Annotated in this window: 19 protein-coding genes and 2 tRNA genes; 14 read left to right on the top strand and 7 right to left on the bottom strand. The window is 70.5% G+C overall.

Annotation, left to right across the window (positions count from 1 at the left end; genetic code table 11):
• The first annotated feature begins 28 nt into the window (after positions 1–28).
• Together ED92_RS18030 and ED92_RS18025 are read left to right on the top strand one after the other, a co-directional pair.
• Positions 29–103, top strand: a tRNA-Val gene (locus tag ED92_RS18030).
• 36 nt (positions 104–139) lie between these two features.
• Positions 140–211 (top strand) — tRNA-Val (locus ED92_RS18025).
• A gap of 159 nt (positions 212–370) precedes the next feature.
• Here the strand turns inward: ED92_RS18025 and ED92_RS18020 are convergent.
• The gene (locus ED92_RS18020) at positions 371–955 is read right to left on the bottom strand and encodes a TetR/AcrR family transcriptional regulator (RefSeq protein ID WP_037339440.1); all 585 of its coding nucleotides are present in this window, start codon (positions 953–955) and stop codon (positions 371–373) included.
• An 88-nt stretch (positions 956–1,043) separates the two neighbouring features.
• Here ED92_RS18020 and ED92_RS18015 point away from each other — a divergent pair, with 88 nt between their 5' ends.
• The gene (locus ED92_RS18015; protein WP_037339438.1) at positions 1,044–1,463 is read left to right on the top strand and encodes a VOC family protein; all 420 of its coding nucleotides are present in this window, start codon (positions 1,044–1,046) and stop codon (positions 1,461–1,463) included.
• On the opposite strand, the gene ED92_RS18010 is transcribed toward ED92_RS18015, so the two are convergent.
• Genes ED92_RS18010 through ED92_RS17995 form a run of 4 tightly spaced genes read right to left on the bottom strand, consistent with a single transcriptional unit; the run spans position 1,438 to position 9,550 of the window.
• Entirely contained in the window at positions 1,438–2,928 is a 1,491-nt protein-coding gene (locus ED92_RS18010; protein ID WP_037339436.1) for an MFS transporter, read from the bottom strand. The two genes, ED92_RS18015 and ED92_RS18010, sit on opposite strands and share 26 nt — an antisense overlap.
• Entirely contained in the window at positions 2,925–7,121 is a 4,197-nt protein-coding gene (locus tag ED92_RS18005; RefSeq protein ID WP_037339432.1) for a type I polyketide synthase, read from the bottom strand. Before ED92_RS18005 ends, ED92_RS18010 begins: the two co-directional genes overlap by 4 nt.
• Complete coding sequence (locus ED92_RS18000) at positions 7,118–8,854, bottom strand: fatty acyl-AMP ligase (protein ID WP_037339429.1); 1,737 nt, start codon at positions 8,852–8,854, stop codon at positions 7,118–7,120. Before ED92_RS18000 ends, ED92_RS18005 begins: the two co-directional genes overlap by 4 nt.
• 36 nt (positions 8,855–8,890) lie before the next feature.
• Positions 8,891–9,550: a hypothetical protein gene (locus ED92_RS17995; RefSeq protein WP_037339427.1), complete on the bottom strand. Its 660-nt coding sequence runs from the start codon at positions 9,548–9,550 to the stop codon at positions 8,891–8,893.
• A 447-nt stretch (positions 9,551–9,997) separates the two neighbouring features.
• Here ED92_RS17995 and ED92_RS17990 point away from each other — a divergent pair, with 447 nt between their 5' ends.
• Genes ED92_RS17990 through ED92_RS17970 form a run of 5 tightly spaced genes read left to right on the top strand, consistent with a single transcriptional unit; the run spans position 9,998 to position 13,919 of the window.
• Positions 9,998–11,035 (top strand): alpha/beta hydrolase family protein, encoded by a 1,038-nt coding sequence (locus ED92_RS17990; RefSeq protein ID WP_037339425.1) that lies wholly within the window; start codon positions 9,998–10,000, stop codon positions 11,033–11,035.
• Complete coding sequence (locus tag ED92_RS17985; protein ID WP_037339423.1) at positions 11,032–11,865, top strand: SDR family NAD(P)-dependent oxidoreductase; 834 nt, start codon at positions 11,032–11,034, stop codon at positions 11,863–11,865. The genes ED92_RS17990 and ED92_RS17985 overlap by 4 nt, the downstream gene beginning before the upstream one ends.
• Positions 11,862–13,088, top strand: coding sequence for a glycosyltransferase (locus ED92_RS17980; RefSeq protein ID WP_037339421.1), 1,227 nt, complete (start codon positions 11,862–11,864; stop codon positions 13,086–13,088). Before ED92_RS17985 ends, ED92_RS17980 begins: the two co-directional genes overlap by 4 nt.
• A gap of 28 nt (positions 13,089–13,116) precedes the next feature.
• Positions 13,117–13,491 carry a hypothetical protein gene (locus ED92_RS17975; RefSeq protein ID WP_037339419.1) on the top strand — a complete coding sequence of 125 codons (375 nt, stop codon included), beginning with the start codon at positions 13,117–13,119 and terminating at the stop codon, positions 13,489–13,491.
• Entirely contained in the window at positions 13,488–13,919 is a 432-nt protein-coding gene (locus ED92_RS17970; protein ID WP_037339417.1) for a MarR family winged helix-turn-helix transcriptional regulator, read from the top strand. The genes ED92_RS17975 and ED92_RS17970 overlap by 4 nt, the downstream gene beginning before the upstream one ends.
• On the opposite strand, the gene ED92_RS17965 is transcribed toward ED92_RS17970, so the two are convergent.
• Positions 13,885–14,325 carry an SRPBCC domain-containing protein gene (locus tag ED92_RS17965; RefSeq protein WP_037339414.1) on the bottom strand — a complete coding sequence of 147 codons (441 nt, stop codon included), beginning with the start codon at positions 14,323–14,325 and terminating at the stop codon, positions 13,885–13,887. The two genes, ED92_RS17970 and ED92_RS17965, sit on opposite strands and share 35 nt — an antisense overlap.
• 170 nt (positions 14,326–14,495) lie before the next feature.
• Between ED92_RS17965 and ED92_RS17960 the strand changes: the two genes are divergently transcribed.
• The 5 genes from ED92_RS17960 to ED92_RS17940 all read left to right on the top strand — a co-directional run bounded on the left by ED92_RS17960 (position 14,496) and on the right by ED92_RS17940 (position 19,879).
• Entirely contained in the window at positions 14,496–15,299 is an 804-nt protein-coding gene (locus ED92_RS17960; protein WP_037339411.1) for an LLM class flavin-dependent oxidoreductase, read from the top strand.
• A gap of 159 nt (positions 15,300–15,458) precedes the next feature.
• Positions 15,459–16,442 (top strand): TerC/Alx family metal homeostasis membrane protein, encoded by a 984-nt coding sequence (locus tag ED92_RS17955; RefSeq protein WP_037339409.1) that lies wholly within the window; start codon positions 15,459–15,461, stop codon positions 16,440–16,442.
• A 256-nt stretch (positions 16,443–16,698) separates the two neighbouring features.
• Complete coding sequence (locus ED92_RS17950; protein ID WP_037340314.1) at positions 16,699–17,922, top strand: PP2C family protein-serine/threonine phosphatase; 1,224 nt, start codon at positions 16,699–16,701, stop codon at positions 17,920–17,922.
• Positions 17,919–19,445, top strand: a complete 1,527-nt coding sequence (locus ED92_RS17945; protein WP_037339405.1) for an ATP-binding protein — start codon at positions 17,919–17,921, stop codon at positions 19,443–19,445. Before ED92_RS17950 ends, ED92_RS17945 begins: the two co-directional genes overlap by 4 nt.
• Positions 19,442–19,879: a response regulator gene (locus ED92_RS17940; protein ID WP_037339403.1), complete on the top strand. Its 438-nt coding sequence runs from the start codon at positions 19,442–19,444 to the stop codon at positions 19,877–19,879. Before ED92_RS17945 ends, ED92_RS17940 begins: the two co-directional genes overlap by 4 nt.
• Positions 19,880–19,881: 2 nt before the next feature.
• On the opposite strand, the gene ED92_RS17935 is transcribed toward ED92_RS17940, so the two are convergent.
• A complete protein-coding gene (locus ED92_RS17935) occupies positions 19,882–20,184 on the bottom strand; it encodes a hypothetical protein (protein ID WP_172843588.1) in 303 nt (100 codons plus the stop codon).
• Here ED92_RS17935 and ED92_RS17930 point away from each other — a divergent pair.
• A complete protein-coding gene (locus ED92_RS17930) occupies positions 20,150–20,500 on the top strand; it encodes a hypothetical protein (protein ID WP_081975837.1) in 351 nt (116 codons plus the stop codon). The genes ED92_RS17935 and ED92_RS17930 overlap by 35 nt on opposite strands.
• Positions 20,501–20,641 lie beyond the last annotated feature (141 nt).

The following is a 20,641-nucleotide window of genomic DNA, read 5'->3' as shown; positions in this document are numbered from 1 at the left end:
GCTGTCTCCAGTACGAACGAAACACCACGCGCGTTTAGCTCAGCGGGAGAGCGCTTCCCTGACACGGAAGAGGTCACTGGTTCAATCCCAGTATCGCGCACCAGGTTCGCTTCCTCCGGTGGACCGAAGTTCGTACCACGGGCGATTAGCTCAGGGGGAGAGCGCTTCGTTCACACCGAAGAGGTCACTGGTTCGATCCCAGTATCGCCCACCGCAGTGAAGGCCCCACCCGGCACCGGGTGGGGCCTTTTCGCGTTGTGCCCGGACACGTGACTCGCGTGCTTGAAGACGGAACTCGCGTGATTGGACGCCGAACTCGATGATCCGGCCCCAATCACGCGAGTTACGCCTCTAGTCACGCGAGTTCGGCTCAGCGGAGCGCTTCGATCATCGGTGTCAGGGTGTCCATGGTCGCGGCGAGGTCGGCCTTCGGGTCGGGGGAGTGGGCGAGCCAGACGGCGGCCTCGTTCATCGCGCCGGAAAGCAGGCGTACCAACGGTTCGACGGGGCGCTTCGCCAGGACGCCCTCGGTCATCAGACCGGTCAGGGCTTCGGCGAGGTGCCGGGCGGACGACTCCGCGTCCAGTTCGCGCCAGTCCTGCCAGCCGACCACCGACGGACCGTCCAGCAGCATGATCTGCTGGGTCTCCGGATCGGTCGCGGCGGCGAGGAACGCGCGGCAGCCGGCGAGCAGCCCGGCCCACGAGTCCGGCGCGGCGTCCGCGGCCCGCGCGATCTGCTCGCCGACGTCGTGTTGCACGACGCCGAGTACGTGCCGGAACAGCTCCGCCTTGCTGCTGAAGTGGTGGTAGAGCGCGCCTTTGCTGACGCCGGCGGTCTGCGCGATGGTCTCCAGGCCGACCTTGCCGTACCCGTGCTCGGCGAACAGCCGCCGGGCGGTGGCGGTCAACGCCTCCATCGTCTCTTCGCGTTGCTGCTGCTTCGTGCGGGGCATGCCCGGATCTTGACATACCGACCGTCGGTTGGCTAACTTCGATAAAACAAACCGACGGTAGGTATTGTTCACCAGAGAAGGCGGCACCATGCGTCTGACCAGCTTCTATCCCGTTCTCATGACCGAGAAGATCGCCGAGACACGGGACTTCTACCGCGATCACTTCGGCTTCGAGCTCACCTTCGAGGCCGACTGGTACGTCAGCCTGAAACGCGGTGAGTGGGAGCTCGCGATCCTCGCCCCGGGGCACGACACCATTCCCGGCGGGGCGGGCAAACCCGTGCAGGGACTGTTGCTGAACTTCGAGGTCGAAGACGTCGACGCCGAACACCGGCGGCTGGTCGGGGAGGCCGGGCTGCCCGAGGCGCTTTCCCTGCGCAGCGAGGAGTTCGGGCAGCGGCACTTCATCGTCGCCGACCCCAACGGCGTCCTGATCGACGTGATCCAGGAGATCCCGCCGACCGGGGAGTTCGCCGGGCAGTTCACCGACGAGGCGCGCCCGAGCTGACGAGCACGGCCACCAGGAACAGTCCACAAGCGACGGTCACCGACACCTGCAGCCCTGTGGTGCAGGCGGCTTTCGCGGCGTCGAGCAGTTCGTCGGCTAAATGCGACGTGAGGCCTGATGCGGCCGCCTCCGCTTGAGCCGGGCCTGACAACGCCAGCGCTCGCGCTGGTTCGGGCACGCCGGCCGGGACGGTCAGATGGCCCGCGTACACGGCAGCGGCCACGGAACCGAACACCGTCGTCCCGAAACCGGCGCCCAGTTCGTATCCGGTCTTCTCCACCGCCGCGGCACCCCCGGCCTGGTCCGCCGACGTCGCCGAAAGCAGGGTGTCGGTGCTTGAAGTGAGCGCGAGCGCCATCCCCAGCCCCAGCCCGGTCAGCCCGGCACCCAGCAGCGCCGACGACGTCAGTGCCGCCGGACCCGCCGCCGGGACCAGCAACGAGACCGCCGCCACCGCGAACCCGGCCGTCCGGACCCGGGCGTTGCCGAAGCGTCCCAGCAGGGACGGGGTCACGACGCTTCCGACGGCCGACGCGCCCAATACGAGCAGCAGCCGGCCCGCCGCCGCTGTGGGCGATAGGCCCAGCACCACCTGCAGGTATTGGGCGAACAGCAGGCCGAGCCCGACGAGTGTGCTCATCACCAGCAGCACTCCGCCGACCGCGGCCCGCACGCCCGGCCGCCGGAACAGGGCGAGGTCCAGCAGCGGCGGATCGGTCCGGCGCTGGCGGCGCAGGAACAGTCCGATGAGGACACACCCGGTCACGCCCGAGGCGACCGCGGTGGTCCAAGTTCCCGGATGCCCGACGGCGAAAGCGATTCCGAGGACACCGCCCGCCGCGAGCGCCGCACTGGCCGCGTCCCACGGACGCCGCCCGGGTGGGTTCCGGGGGAGCCACCGCAGCGCCAGGACGACCGCCGCCAGGATCACCGGCGGATTCAGCAGGAACGTGGCCCGCCAGCCCCACACCTCGACGAGCACGCCGCCGAGGATCGGCCCGAACACCGAGCCGGTGCCCGCGATCCCGCTGCACACCGCGATCGCCGTCCGGCGACGCCGCTGGTCCGGGAACAGCTCGCGGAGCAGCGACATCGTCACCGGCATGATCATCGCGCCGCCGCAGCCGAGCAATGCGCGACAGCCCAGCAGCACCGGGACGTTCGGCGCGAACGCGCAACCGAGCGACGCGATCCCGAACACGACGTACCCGGCGACCAGTACGCGCCGCCGCCCGTACCGGTCGCCGAGGGTGCCGAACGGCAGCAGCAGCGGCGCGGCGGTCAACGGGTAGATCGCCACGATCCACACCTGAGCCGCCGCGCCTGGCCGCAACTGCCGGACGAGGTCGGGCAACGCGACGTGCAGCACGGTCGCGTCGACCGCAACGAGGAAGAGCCCGGCGCCGAGTACTGCCAAAAGCGGCCAGGCGCGGTCGACCGCTCGCTCGGCCCGGGCCGTGGTCACAGGAGTCCCGTCAGATGCCTCGCCACGACATCGACGTGGGGCGGGTCGACCACCGACAGGTGATGCGCCTCGACCGGCACGATCTCCAGCCCCGGGCACAGTTCCGCCCAGCCCGCCGCGAGATCCGTGCGCGAATACCGGGGTTCCATCGCCAGCCCGGCCGCGTACTGCTCGGTCGCCCGGTAGAGCACGACGCGCCCGTCGTAGCGACGGGGCGTGCCGCGTTCGGCCGCCAGTGTGTCCAAAAAGGACTGACGCTGGTGCCGGAGGACACCGGGGCTGAGCAAGCCCGCCTCGGCGACCCGCCGCATGGTCAGCTCGATCTGCTCCTCCTCGGGCAGCGGTGCGAGCTCCTCGTGGCCGAGCCGCACTTCGCGGCCGTAGGTCCCCTCGACGTATCCGGTGAAGCGCAGGAACCGCCGGGCCGACGACGCCCTCGCATCGAGGTCCGGCTCCGGAAGCGGGAGCATCGTGTCGATCAGCGCGACGAACTCGACCTCCTCGCCTTCTTCGGCGAGCCGCGCGGCGACGCCGTACGCCAGCGCCCCGCCGAACGACCAGCCCGCAAGCCGGTACGGCCGGTCGCGACGTTGTTCCCGCACCAACGGCAGCAACTGCTCGACCCGCTCTTCGATGCTGACACCGGGAACGCGTTCGAACCCGACGCACGGCACTCCGGTGGGCAGCCGCTCCAGCAACGGCCGGTACACGGTGCACGTGCTGCCGCCGGGGTGGAACAGCAGCAGCGGCGCGACTCCGGGCTCGCCGGGCGCGAGGACGTGCACCGGCCCCCGCTCCTCCCTCGTGTCGAGGACCGCGCGGGCGACGTCGGCGATGGCCGCGAGCGTGTCGTGCCGGCGGAGTTCGGCGGCGTCGACAGGCGTGGCGAGTTCGGTGCCGAGCCCGGCGGCGAGCAGTTCGGCCAGCCGGTCCGGTGTGGCCGTCTCGGCCAGCCGGACGTGTGTTCCGGCCGCTTCGGTGCCGGTGTGTTCTTGCCACAGGCGCAGCACCAGCCGGTCCGCCGCGTCCCAGGCGCGACCGCGCGGCGGCAGCGGCGCCTCGTTCTCGCGGGGCGCGAGATCGCGGCTGAGATCGGCGAGTGTGGCGCCCCGGAGCACGGCCGCGGAGTCGGGTTCGGTGCCGAACTCGCGGCGGACGGCCTCGCGGATCCGGTTCGCCATCAAGGAATCGAGCCCGAGTTCCACCAGCGGGACGTGGGCGTCGAGGCGGTCGGGACGCAGCCCCATCACGGCGGCGACGATCTCGGTGAGCCGGTCGCCTCCGCCACTGCGCACCGGTTCGGGCTCCGGGGTGCGGGTCGCGAAAGACGGTGCCTCCTCGGTGGTCGTGTACCAGTGCCGTTCGTGCCGCCACGGCATCGGCGGGACGTCGACCAGCCGGGCCCCGTCGTCCGGATCGGCGGTGGTGATCCGGGTGCCCGCGCAGTACAGCTCGGCCGCGGCGGCGCCCAGCGCGCGGACCTCGTCCTGGCCCCGGCGCAAGGTCCCGGTGACGAGCGCGTCGTCGATGCCGTCGGCTTCGAGCGTCCTCGCCACCGAACCCCGCAGGATCGGATGCGGCGACACTTCGAGGAACACGCGGTGCCCGTCCGCGGCGGCGGCCGCCACGGCCTGCCGGAACCGCACCGGACGCCGCAAATGCGCGGCCCAGTACCCGGCGTCGAAGTCCGGCAGCTCCCGCGGATCGGTCAGCACCGTGTCGTACCAAGGAACCGTGGGACGACGGCCGCCCAGTTCGGCGAGCGCCTCCCGGAGCGCGGGCAGTACCGGGTCGACGCGGGCGGAGTGGCCGGCGACCTCGACCGGCAGCAACCGCGCCCTCAGCCCGGCCGCTTCGAGTTCCGCCACGAGCAGATCGAGCACGACCGCGTCCCCGGCCACGGTCAGCTGTCCCGGCGCGGATTCGACGGCGAGTTCGATGTCCGGGTACAGGTCCAGCTCTTCCGGCGCCAGTTCGACCGCCGCCATCGCGCCACCCGGACCGATGGTGCCCAGGAGCCGGGCCCGGGTCGCGACCAAATGGACGGCCTCGTCGGGCGTGAGCACGCCGCTCACCACGGCGGCCGCCGCGGAGCCGAGGGAGTGCCCGACGACGGCCGCGGGCCGGACGCCGAGAGCTTCCCACTGGGCGGCGAGCGCGATCTGGATCCCGAAGATGGCCGTCTGGGTTTCGGGCAGGGACAGGGGATCCCCGCTGGTGAGCAGGGCGCGCAGCGAGCGGCCGGTGTGCTCGGTGAACAGGTCGTGGAGCTTGTCGACCTGGGCGGCGAACGCGGGTTCGGCGGCCAGCAATCCCTGCCCCATACCCGGCCACTGCGAGCCGTGGCCGGAGAACACGAACACCGGGCCGTCGGTGCTCCGGGTGGTGCCGGTGACCGCGCCCGCGGGCAACGGATCGGCGCCGGAACCGACGGCGCGCAGCAGCCCGGCCAGCTCGGCCGTGTCCCCGGCGACGACGGCGGCGCGGTGCGGGCCGCCGTTGTCGCGGCGCGAGAGCGTGTGGGTTACGTCGGCCAGGGACAGCGACGGCGTGGCTTCCAGCCAGTTCGCCAGCTGCGTCGCCCGTTCGGTGAGACGGTCGCGGGTGCGGGCCGACAGCAGTCCGATGCGGACGTCACCGCGGTCCGGGACCGGCTCCGGCGGCGGCGCCTGTTCGAGGACGACGTGCGCGTTGGTCCCGCCGAAACCGAACGCGGACACGCCCGCGGTGGCCCGCCCGGACCGGCGCGGCCACGGCATCGGTTCGGTCACCACCTTCAGGCGCAGGTCGTCGAACGGGATATGCGGGTTGGGCGCGGTGAAATGCAGCTGAGGCGGCAGTTCGTCCCGGGTCATCGCGAGGACGACCTTGATCAGCCCGGCGATCCCCGCGGCCGCCTCGGCGTGCGCGATGTTCGTCTTCACCGAGCCGATCAGCAGGGGTGCGTCGGCGGGGCGGTCCTTGCCGAGCACGGCGCCGAGCGAGCGGGCCTCGATCGGGTCGCCGAGCAACGTGCCGGTGCCGTGCGCCTCGACGTAGTCCACAGTGGACGGATCGAGCCGGGCGCCGTGATACGCCGTGCGCAGCATGTCCTGCTGTGCGACGGGATTCGGCGCCGCCATACCCTGTGACCGGCCGTCGGAGTTGACCGCGGTGGAGCGGATCACCGCCAGCACCCGGTCTCCGTCGTATTCGGCGTCCGCCAGCCGTTTGAGCACGACGACACCGCAGCCCTCGGCACGCGCGATGCCGTCCGCGTCCGCGGCGAACGTCTTGCACCGGCCGTTCTCGGCGAGCAGCCCCGCCGCGGCGAACGCGGCCGTCGGGCCGGGCAACAGCATGAGGTTCACTCCGCCGGCCAAGGCCAGATCCGCCTCGCCGTCGCGCAGCGCGCGGACCGCGTGGTGCACCGCGACCAGCGACGAGGAGCAGGCGGTGTCCACCGCCATACTCGGCCCGCGCAGGTCGTAGACGTAGGAGAGCCGGTTGGCCGCGATGCTCCCGGCCGCGCCGGTGGCGGTCCACAGATCCACGCCGCCGCCCGCCATCGTGAGATGGCCGTAGTCGTGGGTCGAGATCCCGGTGAACACGCCGGTCCGGCTGCCACGCAGGGACGCCGGGGCGATGCCAGCGTGTTCCAGCGCGGCCCACGCGACTTCCAGGAGCATCCGCTGTTGCGGGTCCATTGTGGACGCTTCACGCGGAGTGATGCCGAAGTGGTCCGCGTCGAAACCGGCCACGTCGTCGAGGAATCCGCCGACGATCGGCGCCGCGTCAGCACTCCACCGGCCCGGTGGCGCGGTTCGGACGGCGTCGCGGCCAGTGCGCAGCAGTTCCCAGAATTCGTCGAGGCCGTCCGCGCCCGGCCAGCGGCAGCCGAGGCCGACGACGGCGATCGGATCGGTCCGGCGACGGTCGGTGCCCGCCGGTTCGGGTTCGGGCTCGGCGCCGCCGGTGAGCGAGCGGGCCAGGTGGTCGATGGTCGGGCTCTCCCACAGCAGGGTGGCCGGGAGCGGGGTGCCGAGCAGGTCTTCGAGGTCGGCGGCGATACCGACGGCCTGGCGGGAGGACAGGCCGTAGTCGCTGAGCGGGCGGTCGGCTTCGAGCCGGGCCGCGTCGACGCCGGTGTGCCCGGCGACGGTGTCCAGCAGCCAGCGGCGCAGCGTGGGGGTGTCGAACGACGGGTTTCTCATCGCACCAAGGCCTTTCCGTAATCGCCGGCGAGGTAACGGTCGCGGCAGGCGCTCCGCGCGATCTTGCCGCTGGAGGTCCGCGGGACCAGGCCCGCCGGGACGAGCACGACGTCGCGCAACGCGAGGCCGTGCGCGTCGGAAACGAGCCGCCGGACCGCCACGGCGAGCGCCCGCTCGTCCTCGGTGGTCAGCGCGCTGTGCCCGCGGTGCTCGGCGACGACGACCGCGGCTTCGGTGTCGGTGCCTTCGACCGCGAACGCGGCGACACTGCCAGGGCGGATGTCGCGGTCGGCCGAGGCCGCCGTCGCTTCGACGTCCTGCGGGTAGTGGTTGCGGCCGTCGACGATGAGCAGATCCTTGATCCGGCCCGCGATGTAGACCTCGCCGTCGTACCGGACGCCGAGGTCGCCGGTGCGCAACCAAGGGCCGGCCGGTAGCTCCCCGTGGTCGCCGGTCAGCCTGGCGCCGAAGGTTTCGGTGCTCTCCAAGGGTTTCTGCCAGTAGCCGGTGCCGACATTGGGGCCGTGGACCCAGATCTCGCCGACCGACCCGTCCTTCAAGGCGACGCCGGTTTCAGGATCGACCAGCGCGACTCGCTGACCCACCGGGACACCGCAGGCGACCAGCTTGAGCCCGTCGTCCGACGGCCGTGCCGTTCCGGCGCCCAGTGCGGCGCGGTCGAACGTGGTGACCCGCGGCGGAACGCCGGGGCCGGTGGTGACGAACACGGTCGCCTCGGCCAGCCCGTACGCGGGCCTGGTCTTGTCCGGGGTGTACCCGGCTTCGGCGAAGGTTTCGTGGAACCGGTCGAGCACGCCGGGGTTGATCGGCTCGGCGCCGTTGACGATCGCGGCGACCCGGTCGAGACGGAGCTTGGCGCGATCCTCCTCGCGCACCCGGCTCGCGGCGTAGTGGAACGCGAAGTTCGGGGCGGCGCTCCAGCTCCCGTTGTGGTCGCCGAGCAGTTCCAGCCAGCGCACCGGACGCTCGATGAAGGCCAGCGGATCTATCAGCACCGATCGCATGCCCATCGCCAGCGGCGTGATCAAGCCGAGCACCAGACCCATGTCGTGGAACAGGGGCAGCCACGACACCGTGGTCCCCGTCGGTGCGATTCCGAGCCCGTGGACCGCTTGGCTGACGTTGGCGAGCACGTTCTCGTGGGTCAGCACCACGCCGGCCGGGCTGCGCGTCGAACCGGAGGTGTATTGCAGGTACGCCACGTCGTCCGGCGCCGGGGCGGGGGCGGGCCAGGCGCGGACGGGCCCCGTCTTGTCGGCCGCGACGACCGTGACGTGCTCGCCGCCGGGCAGGCCGGCCAGGAACTCGCGGACGGCGTCCTCGGCCGCGGCGGTGGTGATCACCGCGGTGGGGGAGCAGTCGGTCAGTACCGCGGCGAGCCGTCCGGCGTGCCCGGGCAGCCCGGGATCGAACAGCGGCACGGCGATCGCGCCCGCGGTGATCGCGCCGAGGAAGGCGACGACGTACTCGGCGCTCTGCGGGCACAGGATCGCCACGCGGTCTCCGGCCCGGACGGGCAGGGCGCTCGCGACGGCGTCGGCACGGTCCTTGAGTTGTTTCCACGTCAGCGTCCGCCGTCGCCCGGCGCGATCGGTCGCGAAGTCGGTGAAGGTGACCGCCGGCCGGTCGCCGTCGGTGTCCGCCCAATGCCGCAGGCAGTCGGGGAGGGTTGAGCCGGCCGTGGCGGGCAGGTTTTCGGGGGCCAGGGACATGACGTCTCCTCGGGGGATCGGCGGGTGGTGCGGGGATCAGCGGCCGAGCGGACCGGCGGCGTGCCGCCAGGCGTCGACGGCGAGCGCGTCGAGATCGAGGCCGGTGGTCCCGGCGTCACGAAGCACGACCAGCACGTCGTCGGCGGCGATGGCGACGGTGCGCAGACGCAGTCCCGGCAGCTCGGGGGGCTGTCCGGGGAGCGTTAGGAGTTGTTCGTAGGAAAGGGATTTCGCGCCCGGCACGACGGGGGCCGGGTGGACGGTGACGGTCGACACCGCGGTACCGGCCGCGTCGTCGACCGTCACCTTCGAGCACCGCCCGGCCTGCGCGGCCCAGGCCGCCAGATCGGGTGGGTTCGTCATGCGGGCGACCAGTTCGGAGACCTGGCCGCCGGGGACCGCGGACTGGAAGCCCTGGCCGGCGGCGCCGTCGCCGACCAGCCTGCCGTGGACGATGTCTTCGCAACCACCGACGTCGACCCTGCTCTCTCGACGGTCCGGGGTGGACAGTGCCGAGGCCACGTCGAAACCGTCGCGCGCGGACGCGTGCGGGACGGTTTCCGGTGGCAGCAGGGCGGCCTCCGGAACCACGGGGGGAGGCGGTGCGGGCGCGGCCTGAATCGATTCTCCGGGGGTGCCGGAAATGGTCGCGACCGCGGCGGCGGACACGACGAGAGCGCGAATTCGGGCAGCCATGAATAGCCCTTTCGGAAGGGTCCTTGGGGAGGGGTGGTCCCTTCGGTGGGACGCGGGCGCCGGGGTCGCGTCGGGGAACGCCGAACCCGGACGGCACGACGAAGGCTACGACGGGAAATCGAATACCGGAAGGCATCAAGAGAACGTAAATGTCCTTCGTGTACAGGGTGTGACCTGCGTTTTCCGGACTTTTCGCTGGTGTGCGAGCCGGTCTGGTACTCCCGTGCCACAGTCGCTCACCGTCCGTGAGCGATGGGTCACCCGACTGGGGGAGGTCAAGGGATTTCTTGTTTCCCTGGCATTCATATTGTCCTCCCGGATTGTGGGCAGGACAATTGCCTGTAGAGGCTCGTTCCGCTTAACGTGTCGCCACCGCTGATTTTCTTTCTCGGGTAATCGCCGTCACATTTTCGAATTCTGTCGAACGACCGGGACAAAGGATTACGTATGCGCAATATTTCGAGGCGGCTGTGGGCGGTCGTGGCCGTCACCTGCCTGCTGCCGGGCGTCGTCGCGGCCCCGGCGCGGGCCGCGAGCGGTGTCCCGGACGCCAGAGCCGACGACGGCTCGCACGTCGTGGCCCAGACCACTGTGGACGGTGATCCGCGGATGCTGGACCTCACCGTGCGCTCGGTCGGCGTCGGGAGTTACGCGATGGTCCGGCTGATCCTGCCGTCGGGGTGGGCCACCGAGCCGGACCGGAAGTGGCCGGCGGTGTACCTGCTCGCCGGGGAGACACGGCTGCAGGACTATCGCGGCTGGACCGCCAACACCGACATCCGGAAGCTCGCCGACGACTCCGGCGCGCTGGTGGTGATGCCGGGCTCCGGTTCGGCGGGGTTCTTTTCCGACTGGTGGAATTACGGCAAGAACGTCGTGCTCAATCAATGGGAGACCTTCACCGCCGTCGAGATCCCGCAGCTGATCGATCGCGGCTATCGCGGCGACGGTCGCCGAGTGGCGGCGGGGCTGTCGCTCGGCGGCTACGGCGCGGTCGAACTCGCCGCCCGGCGGCCGGGGGTGTTCCGGTTCGCCGGATCGTTCAGCGGCAACCTCAACCCCACGGGCCCGTACGGCGAGCTGCTGACCAGTGCGATCGTCGCCTCAGCTCGGCAAGACCCCGAAGCGCTCTGGGGTGACCGTCGTCGAGAGGCGTCGCGCTGGGACGCGCACGACCCGCTGGTGAACGCCGACCGCCTGCGTGGCACCGAGCTGTACCTCTCGACGGGCAACGGCCTCCCTGGGCCGTTCGACGGCAAGCTCCCGATCGACGTGCTGCCCGGCGCCATGCTGCTCGAATTCCTCTGCTCCGGGCAGACCACCGCGATGGCCGACCGGCTGAACCGGCTCGGTGTCCCGGTCATGACCGACTTCTACGGGGCGGGCACGCATCATTGGGCGTACTGGCAGGACCAGTTGCACAAGACGTGGCCGCGGATGCTGCGTGCCCTCGCCGCGCCGGTGAAGGCGGGGGAGGCGTCGTGACCCGTCCGTCCTTTGTGGTCACCGGGGCGTCGAGCGGGATCGGCCGGGCTTGCGTGGCCGAACTCGTCCGGCGGGACGCCCACGTCTGGGCCAGTGTCCGCACCGACGCGGATGAAACGGACCTCGCGCGGAGCTTCGGCGAGGCGGTCACCGTGCTGCGGATGGATCTGCGGGATCCGGCGTCGATCGCGGACTGCGGGGAGAAGGTCGCGGCGGCGGGCCCGTTGCGGGGACTGGTGAACAACGCCGGGATGGCCCGGCCGGGACCGTTGGAACACGTCCCGCTCGACGATTTCCGGCAGCAGCTGGAGGTCAACGTCACCGGTCAGCTGGCCGTCACGCAGGCGATGCTGCCCGCGCTGCGCGCCGCGACCGGTGCCAGGGTCGTCACGGTCGGGTCGATGGGCGGGCGGATCGCGGGGCCGATGGTCGGGCCGTATCACACGTCGAAGTTCGCCTTGGTCGGGTTGACCGACAGCCTGCGCGCCGAGCTGGCCCCGTCCGGGATCGGCGTCGTCCTCGTCGAACCGGGCGCCGTCGCCACCTCGATCTGGCCGCGTGCCCGCGCCGCCGCCGAAGAAGTGCGTGCCGCGCTGCCGGAAGCCGCGCGGGAAAGGTATGCGGCGCAACTGGACGAGGCCGAGCGCAGCGCGGAGCGGTCTGCGCGGAACGGGGTGCCGCCCGAGCGGGCGGCGCGGGTCGTGGTCCACGCGCTGACCGCACGCCGTTTCGCGCCGAGGTACCTGGTGGGCAGGGACGCGGGGATCGCAGCCGTGCTGGCGAACCTGCCGTTCCGTCTCCGTTACCGGCTGACGGCGGCGAAGCGATGAGCCGGCTCGTCGTGATCGTCGCACCCGGCTCGCGGGGCGACGTCCAGCCGTGCATCGCCTTGGGGCGTGGTCTCGACGGCGATCGGGTGCGGGTGCTGGCGGCCGAACGGTTCCGGACCCTGGTGACCTCGCACGGCCTGGATTTCGCCCCGCTCTCGGCCGATCCCGCGGAGATCCTCGGTTCGGACGGCGGACGCGAATGGACGGAGGGACGGACGTCCGCGACCTTCCTGCGCGGGTTGCGCGGCGCGTTGGCCCCGGTGATGGAGCGCCTGCTGGCGGACGTCCACCAGGGATCGGCGGGAGCGGACCTCGTACTCGCCCCGACACTGGGATTCCTCGGTGCGCATCTGGGCGCGTCGCTCGGCGTTCCCGACGTCGAACTGCACTACCAGCCCAGCGTTCCGACAGGCGCTTTCGCGCATCCGCTGGTGCCGTGGGCGGCCAAGACCGGGCCGTGCGGCAGGCGGCTGAGCTTCCGCGCCGTCGACACCGTCGCGTGGCAGGTGCTGCGGCCGGAGGTGGACCGATGGCGCGAGCGGTCACTCGGCCTGCCCGCGGCGGGGCTGCGCGGGCCCCGGCGGACGGAAACGCCGGTGCTGTGCGGGTTTTCCGACGCCGTGGTGCCCCGGCCGAAGGACTGGCCCGCGCGGGTCCACGTCACCGGGTACTGGTTCCTCGAGGCGCCCGCCGCCTGGCGGCCGGACTCGCGCCTGCGGGATTTCCTCGCGTCCGGGCCGCCTCCGGTGTACGTCGGTTTCGGCAGCATGCGGCCGTCGGAGGCGGAGCGGACGTTCGCGGCCGTCCGCACGGCGTTGCGCCGCGTCGGGTTGCGCGGCCTGCTCGGCACCGATGCCGGCGCCGACGAAGACGATCTGCTGACCGTCGGGGATGTTCCGCACGCGTGGCTGTTCCCGCGCACCGCGGCGGTGGTGCACCACGGTGGCGCGGGCACGACCGCGGCCGCGTTGCGCGCGGGTGTTCCCTCACTGGTCTGCCCGGTCTTCTCCGACCAGCCGTACTGGGGCGACCGGGTTTTCCGGCTCGGGGCCGGGCCACGTCCACTGCCGCTGCGGGAGCTGACCGCGGACTCGCTGACCGCGCGGCTGCTGGAGCTGTCCGGCAACCTCCTGTTCCGCCGCGGCGCGCAGTACGTCGCGGCGCGGCTACGGGCAGAGGACGGGGTCGCGAGGGCGCGGCAGGTACTGCGGGAGGTGGGCTAAGTGTATGCGTTTCGCATATAGTTGAGTCATGGAACTCGAGACGGCGATCAACGAGTGGCACGAGAGCGTCAACGAAGGCGACCTGAGGCGATCGGCGGCCGCGGTCGGGGATCCCGTCGTGGTCCTCGGGCCGAAGGGCGCCGGGCCGATCACGTCCGCGCAGTTCGCCGACTGGGTGGATCGGTCGGGGATCAGGCTGAAGCCGCGATCGTGGCATCCCGTCAGCGATCGCCTGATGGTGGTGGAGGAGGACGCGACCTGGCCCGAAAGCGCGGGGCCGACGCGGGTGGCGACCGTGTTCCGGGTGGGCGGCGGCAAGGTCACCGCGGCGCTCCGGCTGCCCGATCTGAAGTCCGCGCTCGAATTGGCGTACCTCTGCCGCGAGATGGCGGCGACCGAATGAGCGCCCCAGGTCCGGGCCAGGCCCTGTTCGCCTTCGTGCGGCACTGGTCGCGCCGGACCGCGGCCGTCGCCGACCAGGGGCGTCTCGTCCTCGTCTGCGAGGCGGCCCACTCCCTCGCCGAGCGCGGGGCCGCGACGACGGTGAACGCGATCGCCGTCGAGATCGGCCTCGACCAGAGCGGCGCGTCTCGGCTGGTCAAGGCCGCGATCGAGGCGGGTCAGCTGACCATGGAGGCTTCGCGGAGCGATGGACGCCGCCGCGAGGTTTCGCTCACCGCGGCGGGCCTGGCCATGCTCGACCAGGCCCACCGCTGGCAGGAACAGGTTTTCGATCAGCTCACCGACGGATGGGGCGAGAAACGGCGAAGCGAGTTTCAGCGGGCCATGAGCGATCTCATCGACCGCTCGCATCTGCTACATACTCCGTGAGGCGGCCGAAGCAGGACTGCCAGCCTTCGACGTGGCTGTCGCGCTCCGCCCCGGTCTCGAAGATCGCTTGGTGGAACGACATTTCCGTCTTGCCGTCGAGGTCGGAGAAGTCGACCGTGACGAGCGTGTCGTGCCCGCGGAAGCCTTCCGGCTCCTCCCAGGCGAAGCTGAAGACGAGCCGCTCCGGCGGGACGATCTCGTGGTAGACGCCTGACATCCACAGCACGGTCTCGCCGTCGCTGATGCAGGTGCGCCACTTGCCGCCCTCGGTGAGGTTGACCGTGCAGGACCTGCTGGTGAAGCCGGCCGGGCCCCACCACCGGGCGAGATGGTCCGGATCGGTCCACACGCGGAAGACGAGCTCGCGCGGCGCGTCGAGGAGACGGGTGATCGTCAGATCGGTCATCGTGGTTCTCTTCCGCAGTTATTCAACCGATAGGTTAATCAATTCCCTGGTTGAACTCTAGTGGAGTTGTCAACCTGGGCGGCACGTGTCGTCCGTTGAATCACGCGTGTCGTCCATTCGGTCACGCCAAACCGCCCCGACTGTCGGTACCGGTCCGTACGGTCGCAGGCATGACTCTGCGCTCAGCACTCTGGCTGCCGATTTTCGACGACCTGGCCGACCCGGTGATCGTCGCGCGTCTCGCCGCCGAAGCCGAAGAAGCGGGCTGGCACGGCTTGTTCGTCTGGGACCACATCCGCTGGCGCGAGCCGGTGCGCGCGATCGCCGATCCGTGGATCACCCTCGCCGCCGTCGCGTCCGCCACCGAGAACCTCGCCTTCGGTCCGATGGTCACGCCGCTGGCCCGCCGCCGTCCGGTCAAGCTCGCCCGCGAGACGGCCACGTTGGACCGGCTGAGCGGTGGACGGCTGATCCTCGGTGCGGGGCTCGGCAGCGACCGCTTCGGCGAGGAGTTCTCAAGGACCGGCGACGAACCGGACGATCGCAAGCGCGCCGAGATGCTCGACGAGTCGCTCGAGATCCTCACCGCCGCTTGGTCCGGCGAGCCCGTTCGGCACCACGGCGTGCATTACACGGTCGACGACATCACCTTCCTGCCTCGTCCCGCGCGTCCGGTACCCGTGTGGCTGGCCGGTTTCCCGGGGAAGACGAAGCCGATGCGCCGGGCCGCGCGGTACGACGGGTTCTTCCCGGTGAACCTGCCGCACGCGGACGAGTTCGCCGAGGCGGTCGAGACGATCACCGCGCTGCGCGAAGGCGACGAGACCCCGTACGACTTCGCCATCGGGGTGCCCGCGGGTACGGATCTCGCGCCCTATGAACGGGCGGGCGCGACCTGGTGGATGGCCGAATTCCCCTGGGACGACCTGTCCGTTGACGCGGTGCGTGGCGTCTTGCGGGAGGGCCCGGCTTGACCCCCGCTTTAATATCTCTTTACTAAATGCGATACTGGACCGACGAGGGGAGTACTTCCCAAGAGCCTGCCCGGTCAGTACGGACATCCCGCCGATGTCCCCGGGAGGCCGCCCCGCCGGGGTGAAGGAGACCTCGAACTTCGAGTTCGAGGAGGCTTCATGCCCGAGTCCGTGGCAACCGTGGGATCGCCGGCGTTGTGGGCGATCAGCATCGCCGTGCTGCTGGCACTGCTCGTCGCCGATTTCGCGGTGACCCGGCGTCCGCACGAGGTTTCGATGCGGGAGGCCGCCGGCTGGTCGGTCTTCTACCTGGCGCTTCCGGTGGTGTTCGGGCTCTGGTTGTGGCTCGAGTTCGGCGGCGGTCAGGCGCTCGAGTTCATGACCGGGTTCGTCGTCGAGAAATCCCTGTCGGTCGACAACCTGTTCGTCTTCATGCTGCTGCTCGCCGCCTTCGCGGTCCCGGCCGAGGTGCAGCAACGTGTGCTGCTGTATGGCATCGTGGGCGCGCTGGTGCTCCGCGGCGTGTTCATCGCGGCCGGTGCCGCGATGCTTTCGGCGGGAACCTGGGCGTTCCTCGTCTTCGGCGTCATCCTGTTCGCTTCGGCGGTCAAGATCCTGCGCGAGGCCATGTCCGGCGGTCAGAGCGAGCTGGACCTTTCGCAGCTGCGGTCGGTCCGGTTGCTGCGCAAGCTGATGCCGGTCACGGACGACTATCGCGGCACCCGGCTGACCGTGCGTGAACACGGACGCCGCGCGCTCACCCCGCTGGCGGTCGTGGTGGTCGCGGTCTTCGCGACCGACGTGGTGTTCGCGGTCGATTCCGTGCCCGCGGTGTACGGCATCACCGAAGACCCGTACCTCGTGTTCGCCACCAACGCCTTCGCCCTGATGGGCTTGCGTGCCTTGTACTTCGTGCTCCACACGGCGCTCGCGAAGCTGGTCCACCTGAACCACGGCCTCGCGATCATCCTCGCCTTCATCGGCGTGAAGCTGGTCCTGCACTGGGCTCACGGGATCTGGCCGTCGGTGCCGCAGGTCCCGACCCCGGCCTCGCTGGGCGTGATCATCGCCGTTCTCGTCACGGTCTCGTTCACCAGCCTGTACGCACGCCGTCGCGAAGCCACCCGGACGGCACAGGAGTGAGCGATGATCACCGGACTCGTCGTCGGCTTCCTGATCGATCTGGCGGTCGCCGCCCTCTTCCTGGCCGCGCTGGTCCTGGTGGGCGCGGCGATGCGTCCGCCCCGGCCGCCACGCGATCCCTGACCGTGGGAAACCTGGCGTGTCGGTGGTCCGGACCGGCGGCATGTCCCGTACGGCCGGTACGCTCCCGGTGGTTGAGAAGACAGCCGTCTTCTGTTCGCACGCCGGAAAAGCCGGTGAGGAAAGGTGGCTGTCCGTGTCCAACGCCGTGCGTCACGGCGAGCAATCCCCGCCACGTAGACCTTCCACCCAGCCGACCCGGTTGCATGTCCTGCTGGTCGAGGACGACGACGGCGATGCGCTCCTGGTCGAAGAGATGCTCGCGGACGCCGTCGAAAACCTGGAACAGGTCGTCCTCGACAGGGTGAGGACGCTCCAGCGGGCACTCGCGCGGCCGATCACCGCCGACTGTGTGCTCTTGGATCTCCAGCTTCCGGACGCGACGGGCCTGACCGGTCTGACCAGGCTCCGGCAGCACGCGCCGTCGACCGCGGTGATCGTCCTGACCGGCCAGGAGGACGAGGCCACCGGGGTGGCGGCGCTGGGCGCGGGTGCCCAGGACTATCTGGTCAAACAGCATGTCGACGGCAGGCTTCTGGCGCGGACCCTCCGGTATTCCTGGGAACGCAGCCGTGCGGAACGCATCGAGCAGCAACTGTTGCAGCATCAGTTGCTCGCGAGGGAGAACGCGCGCCTCGAACGCGGCCTGCTGCCGACCCCGCTGGTGACCGATCCCCGGCTCGGACTCGCGGTGCGATACCGGCCCGGCCGGAACGGGGCCTTGCTGGGCGGCGACTTCTACGACGCCGTCGAACTCCCCGACGGCACCCTGCAGCTGGTCATCGGGGACGTGTGCGGACACGGCCCGGACGAAGCGGCGCTCGGTGTCGCGCTGCGGATCGCGTGGCGTTCGGTCGTGCTCGCCGGGCTGCCGATGGCGGGAACACTGGCGTTGGTGGAGGAAATGCTGCGGCACGAGGCCTTGGGGCCGCTGTTCGCCACCGTCTGCATGATCACCGTCGCCCCGGACCGCCGCTCGCTGAAGATGACACTGGCCGGTCATCCGCAGCCGCTTCTGGTCGACGACTCGGGCGGCAGGCTGCTGTCCAGGGAAAAACTCGGCCCGCCGCTCGGCGTGGCGCCGGGTGCGGGATGGCAAGAGCTGACGGTGCCGATGGGACCGCGATGGTCACTGCTGCTGTACACCGACGGCCTTTTCGAAGGACGGGTCGAAGGCAGCGGGGAACGCGTCGGACTCGAACGGATGGCCGCCGCCGCGCTGAACAGCCTGGACGCCGAGGGCGGTTCCGCCGCGGCACTCGATCACCTGATCAGCGAGATGGACGTCCTGCACGGCGGTCCGCTGGACGACGACGTCGCGCTGGCGTTGCTCACGTTCGATTCCGGTGAGCCGTCGTGACGAAGCCCGTTTGGTCGATCAGCCGCTGGGCGGTGTTGTCCGGGGTGATCGCCGGTCTGCTGCTCGGGAGCGCGATCGTGGCCGGCGCCCTGGCCTTGACGAACCTCACCGATTCGCGCGCCAGGCTGCTGGACGTCACCGGTCCGCAGGTGCTGCAGTCCACCTCGCTCTCGACGGCGATGCTGAACCAGGAGACCGGTGTCCGCGGCTACATCCTGGCCGGACGTCCCGAGTTCCTGGAGCCGTACCGGGACGGTTTGAGGGCCCAGGACGCGGCCGTCGCCGAGTTGCGGCGGCTCGGCGCCGTCCCCGGTACCGCGATCGGTGCCGATCTGGATCGGGTGCTGAGCGCCGCCGCGACCTGGCGAAGGACGGTCATCGAACCCGTGCTCGCCGGCGCTCCCGCCACCGGCGCACAGGTGGACGCGAGCAAACCGCTGTTCGACCAGGTCCGCGCGGCCCTGAGTGTGTTGCAGAACCGCCTGGAGGCCGACCGGCTGGACGCGCGGGAAGACCTGTCGGCCGCCGCCGAGGTCCTGCGGGCCATGCTCATCGTGATCGCGGTGCTGCTCTGTGCCGCGTTCGCGCTGGTCTTCCTTGTCCTGCACCGGAAACTGATCAAGCCGATCCGTCAGCTGGCGACCGAGGTGCGGGATGTCGCGCAGACCGACGTCCATCGGGAGGTCCGCGGCTCCGGTCCGAAGGAGATGCGGGAGCTGGCGTCCGATGTGGAGTCGCTGCGCTCGCGGATCCTCGACGAGGTCGCGCTGCTGGAGCGGGCGCAGGAACTGATCGTGACCCGGACCCGCGAGCTGGAGCGGTCGAATTCGGACCTGGAGCAGTTCGCCTATGTCGCGTCGCACGACCTCCAGGAGCCTCTGCGCAAGGTGGCCAGTTTCTGCCAGCTGCTTCAGAAGCGGTACCAGGGAAAACTGGACGAACGCGGGGACCAGTACATCGGTTTCGCCGTCGACGGCGCGAAACGGATGCAGGCGCTGATCAACGATCTGCTCGCCTTCTCCCGCGTCGGTCGCCGCCCGGGGGAAAGTGTCCTGCTGGAGTCCGGGGACCTGCTGGACGCCGCGCTGGGCAACCTCGAAGACGCGGTCGCCGAGTCCGGCGCCCGGGTCACCCACGGCGAGCTTCCCGCTGTACGCGGGGAGAAATCCCTGCTGACGGCGGTCTTCCAGAACCTCGTCGGCAACGCGATCAAGTTCCGCGGCGAGGAGCCGCCGGAGGTCGAGATCTCCGCGGAGCGGGACGGCGAGGACTGGCGGTTCTCCGTCACCGACAACGGGATCGGCATCAGCGACGAGTACGCCGAGCGGATCTTCGTGATCTTCCAGCGGCTGCACGGCCGCGGCGAATACCCGGGTACGGGGATCGGACTGGCCCTGTGCCGCAAGATCGTCGAACACCACGGCGGGAGGATCTGGCTGGACACCAGTGTGCCGTCGGGGACCCGGTTCTGCTTCACCCTGCCCGCCACCCAGAACCCCGACGAAGGAAACGAGCAAGCATGACCGAGTCCTTGGAACCGATCCACATCCTGCTGGTCGAAGACGACCCCGGCGACGTCCTCATGACGCAGGAGGCGTTCGAGCACCACAAGATCCGCAACACCCTTTCGGTCGTCTCCGACGGCGAGCAGGCCTTGCAGTTCCTGCGCAGGGAAGCGCCGTTCGAGGACGCGGAACGTCCGGGGCTGATCCTGCTCGACCTGAACCTGCCCCGCAAGGACGGCCGTGAGGTGCTCAGCGAGGTCAAGGCGTTGCCGGAGCTGCGTACCATCCCGGTCGTCGTGCTCACCACCTCCGAAGCCGAAGAGGACATCCTCCGCAGCTACGACCTGCACGCCAACGCCTATGTGACCAAGCCGGTCGACTTCGACCGGTTCATCGACGTGGTACGCCAGATCGACAACTTCTTCGTCACCGTGGTGAAGCTTCCCCGCTGAGCTCAGGGGAAACGGATCACGGTGATCCCGGCCAGCACGAAGAACACCAGCACCACCAGGGTGCCGCTGTGCCCGCCGGACGAACTGGTCACGACCTGCTCGACGGCGCCGGTCAGCCGCACGCCGCAGTCCGCGACGACCGTGTGCCTGCCCGCCTCGATCCGCGTGAACTCGACGGCCGCGGTGAAGGCGCCGGTGCCGTCGGCGTAGGCGCCACCGACGCGTTCGCCGTCCGACGTCAGCGTGACGCGTTCGCCGGGTGTGCAGCCCTTGCCCGTCGCGGACAGCGCGTCGCCGGGCTGCACGCTCGGCCGGTCGAGGACCAGGTCGTTCGGGCCCGGCGGGGTGGTGCTCGTCGACGGGGCGTCCGTCGGCGGCGGGGGAGTGTCCGTTGTGGACGGTGGCGTCGTGGTCGGCGGCGTCGTCGTGGTGACCGGGGTGGTCGGAGTGGTGGTCGTTCCCGGTCTGGTCGGGGTGGTCACCGGGACCGACGGCTTGGTCGTCGGAGGCACCTTCGTCGTCGGCGGTGCCGTGGTCACGGTCCCGGTCACGCGGAAGGTCGCGTTCCCGGTCAGCGGCCCGCCGGTCCGTGCGTTCGTGCAGGTGCCCGTGACAAGGTAACTACCGGGTGTCGCGTTGCCCGGCACGGTCGCCCCGACCTGTCCGCTGGGGGCACCGACCGACGTGATGGCCGTTCCTTCCCACGTGAAAGAAATAGGTCCTTTGCACGGGGAGAAATTCCAGGAAATGGTGAAAGAACTC

The sequence above is a fragment of the Amycolatopsis sp. MJM2582 genome, from assembly GCF_000754115.1.
GTDB classification, from domain to species: Bacteria; Actinomycetota; Actinomycetes; order Mycobacteriales; family Pseudonocardiaceae; genus Amycolatopsis; species Amycolatopsis japonica.
This window is presented reverse-complemented; position numbering and strand designations above follow the sequence as displayed.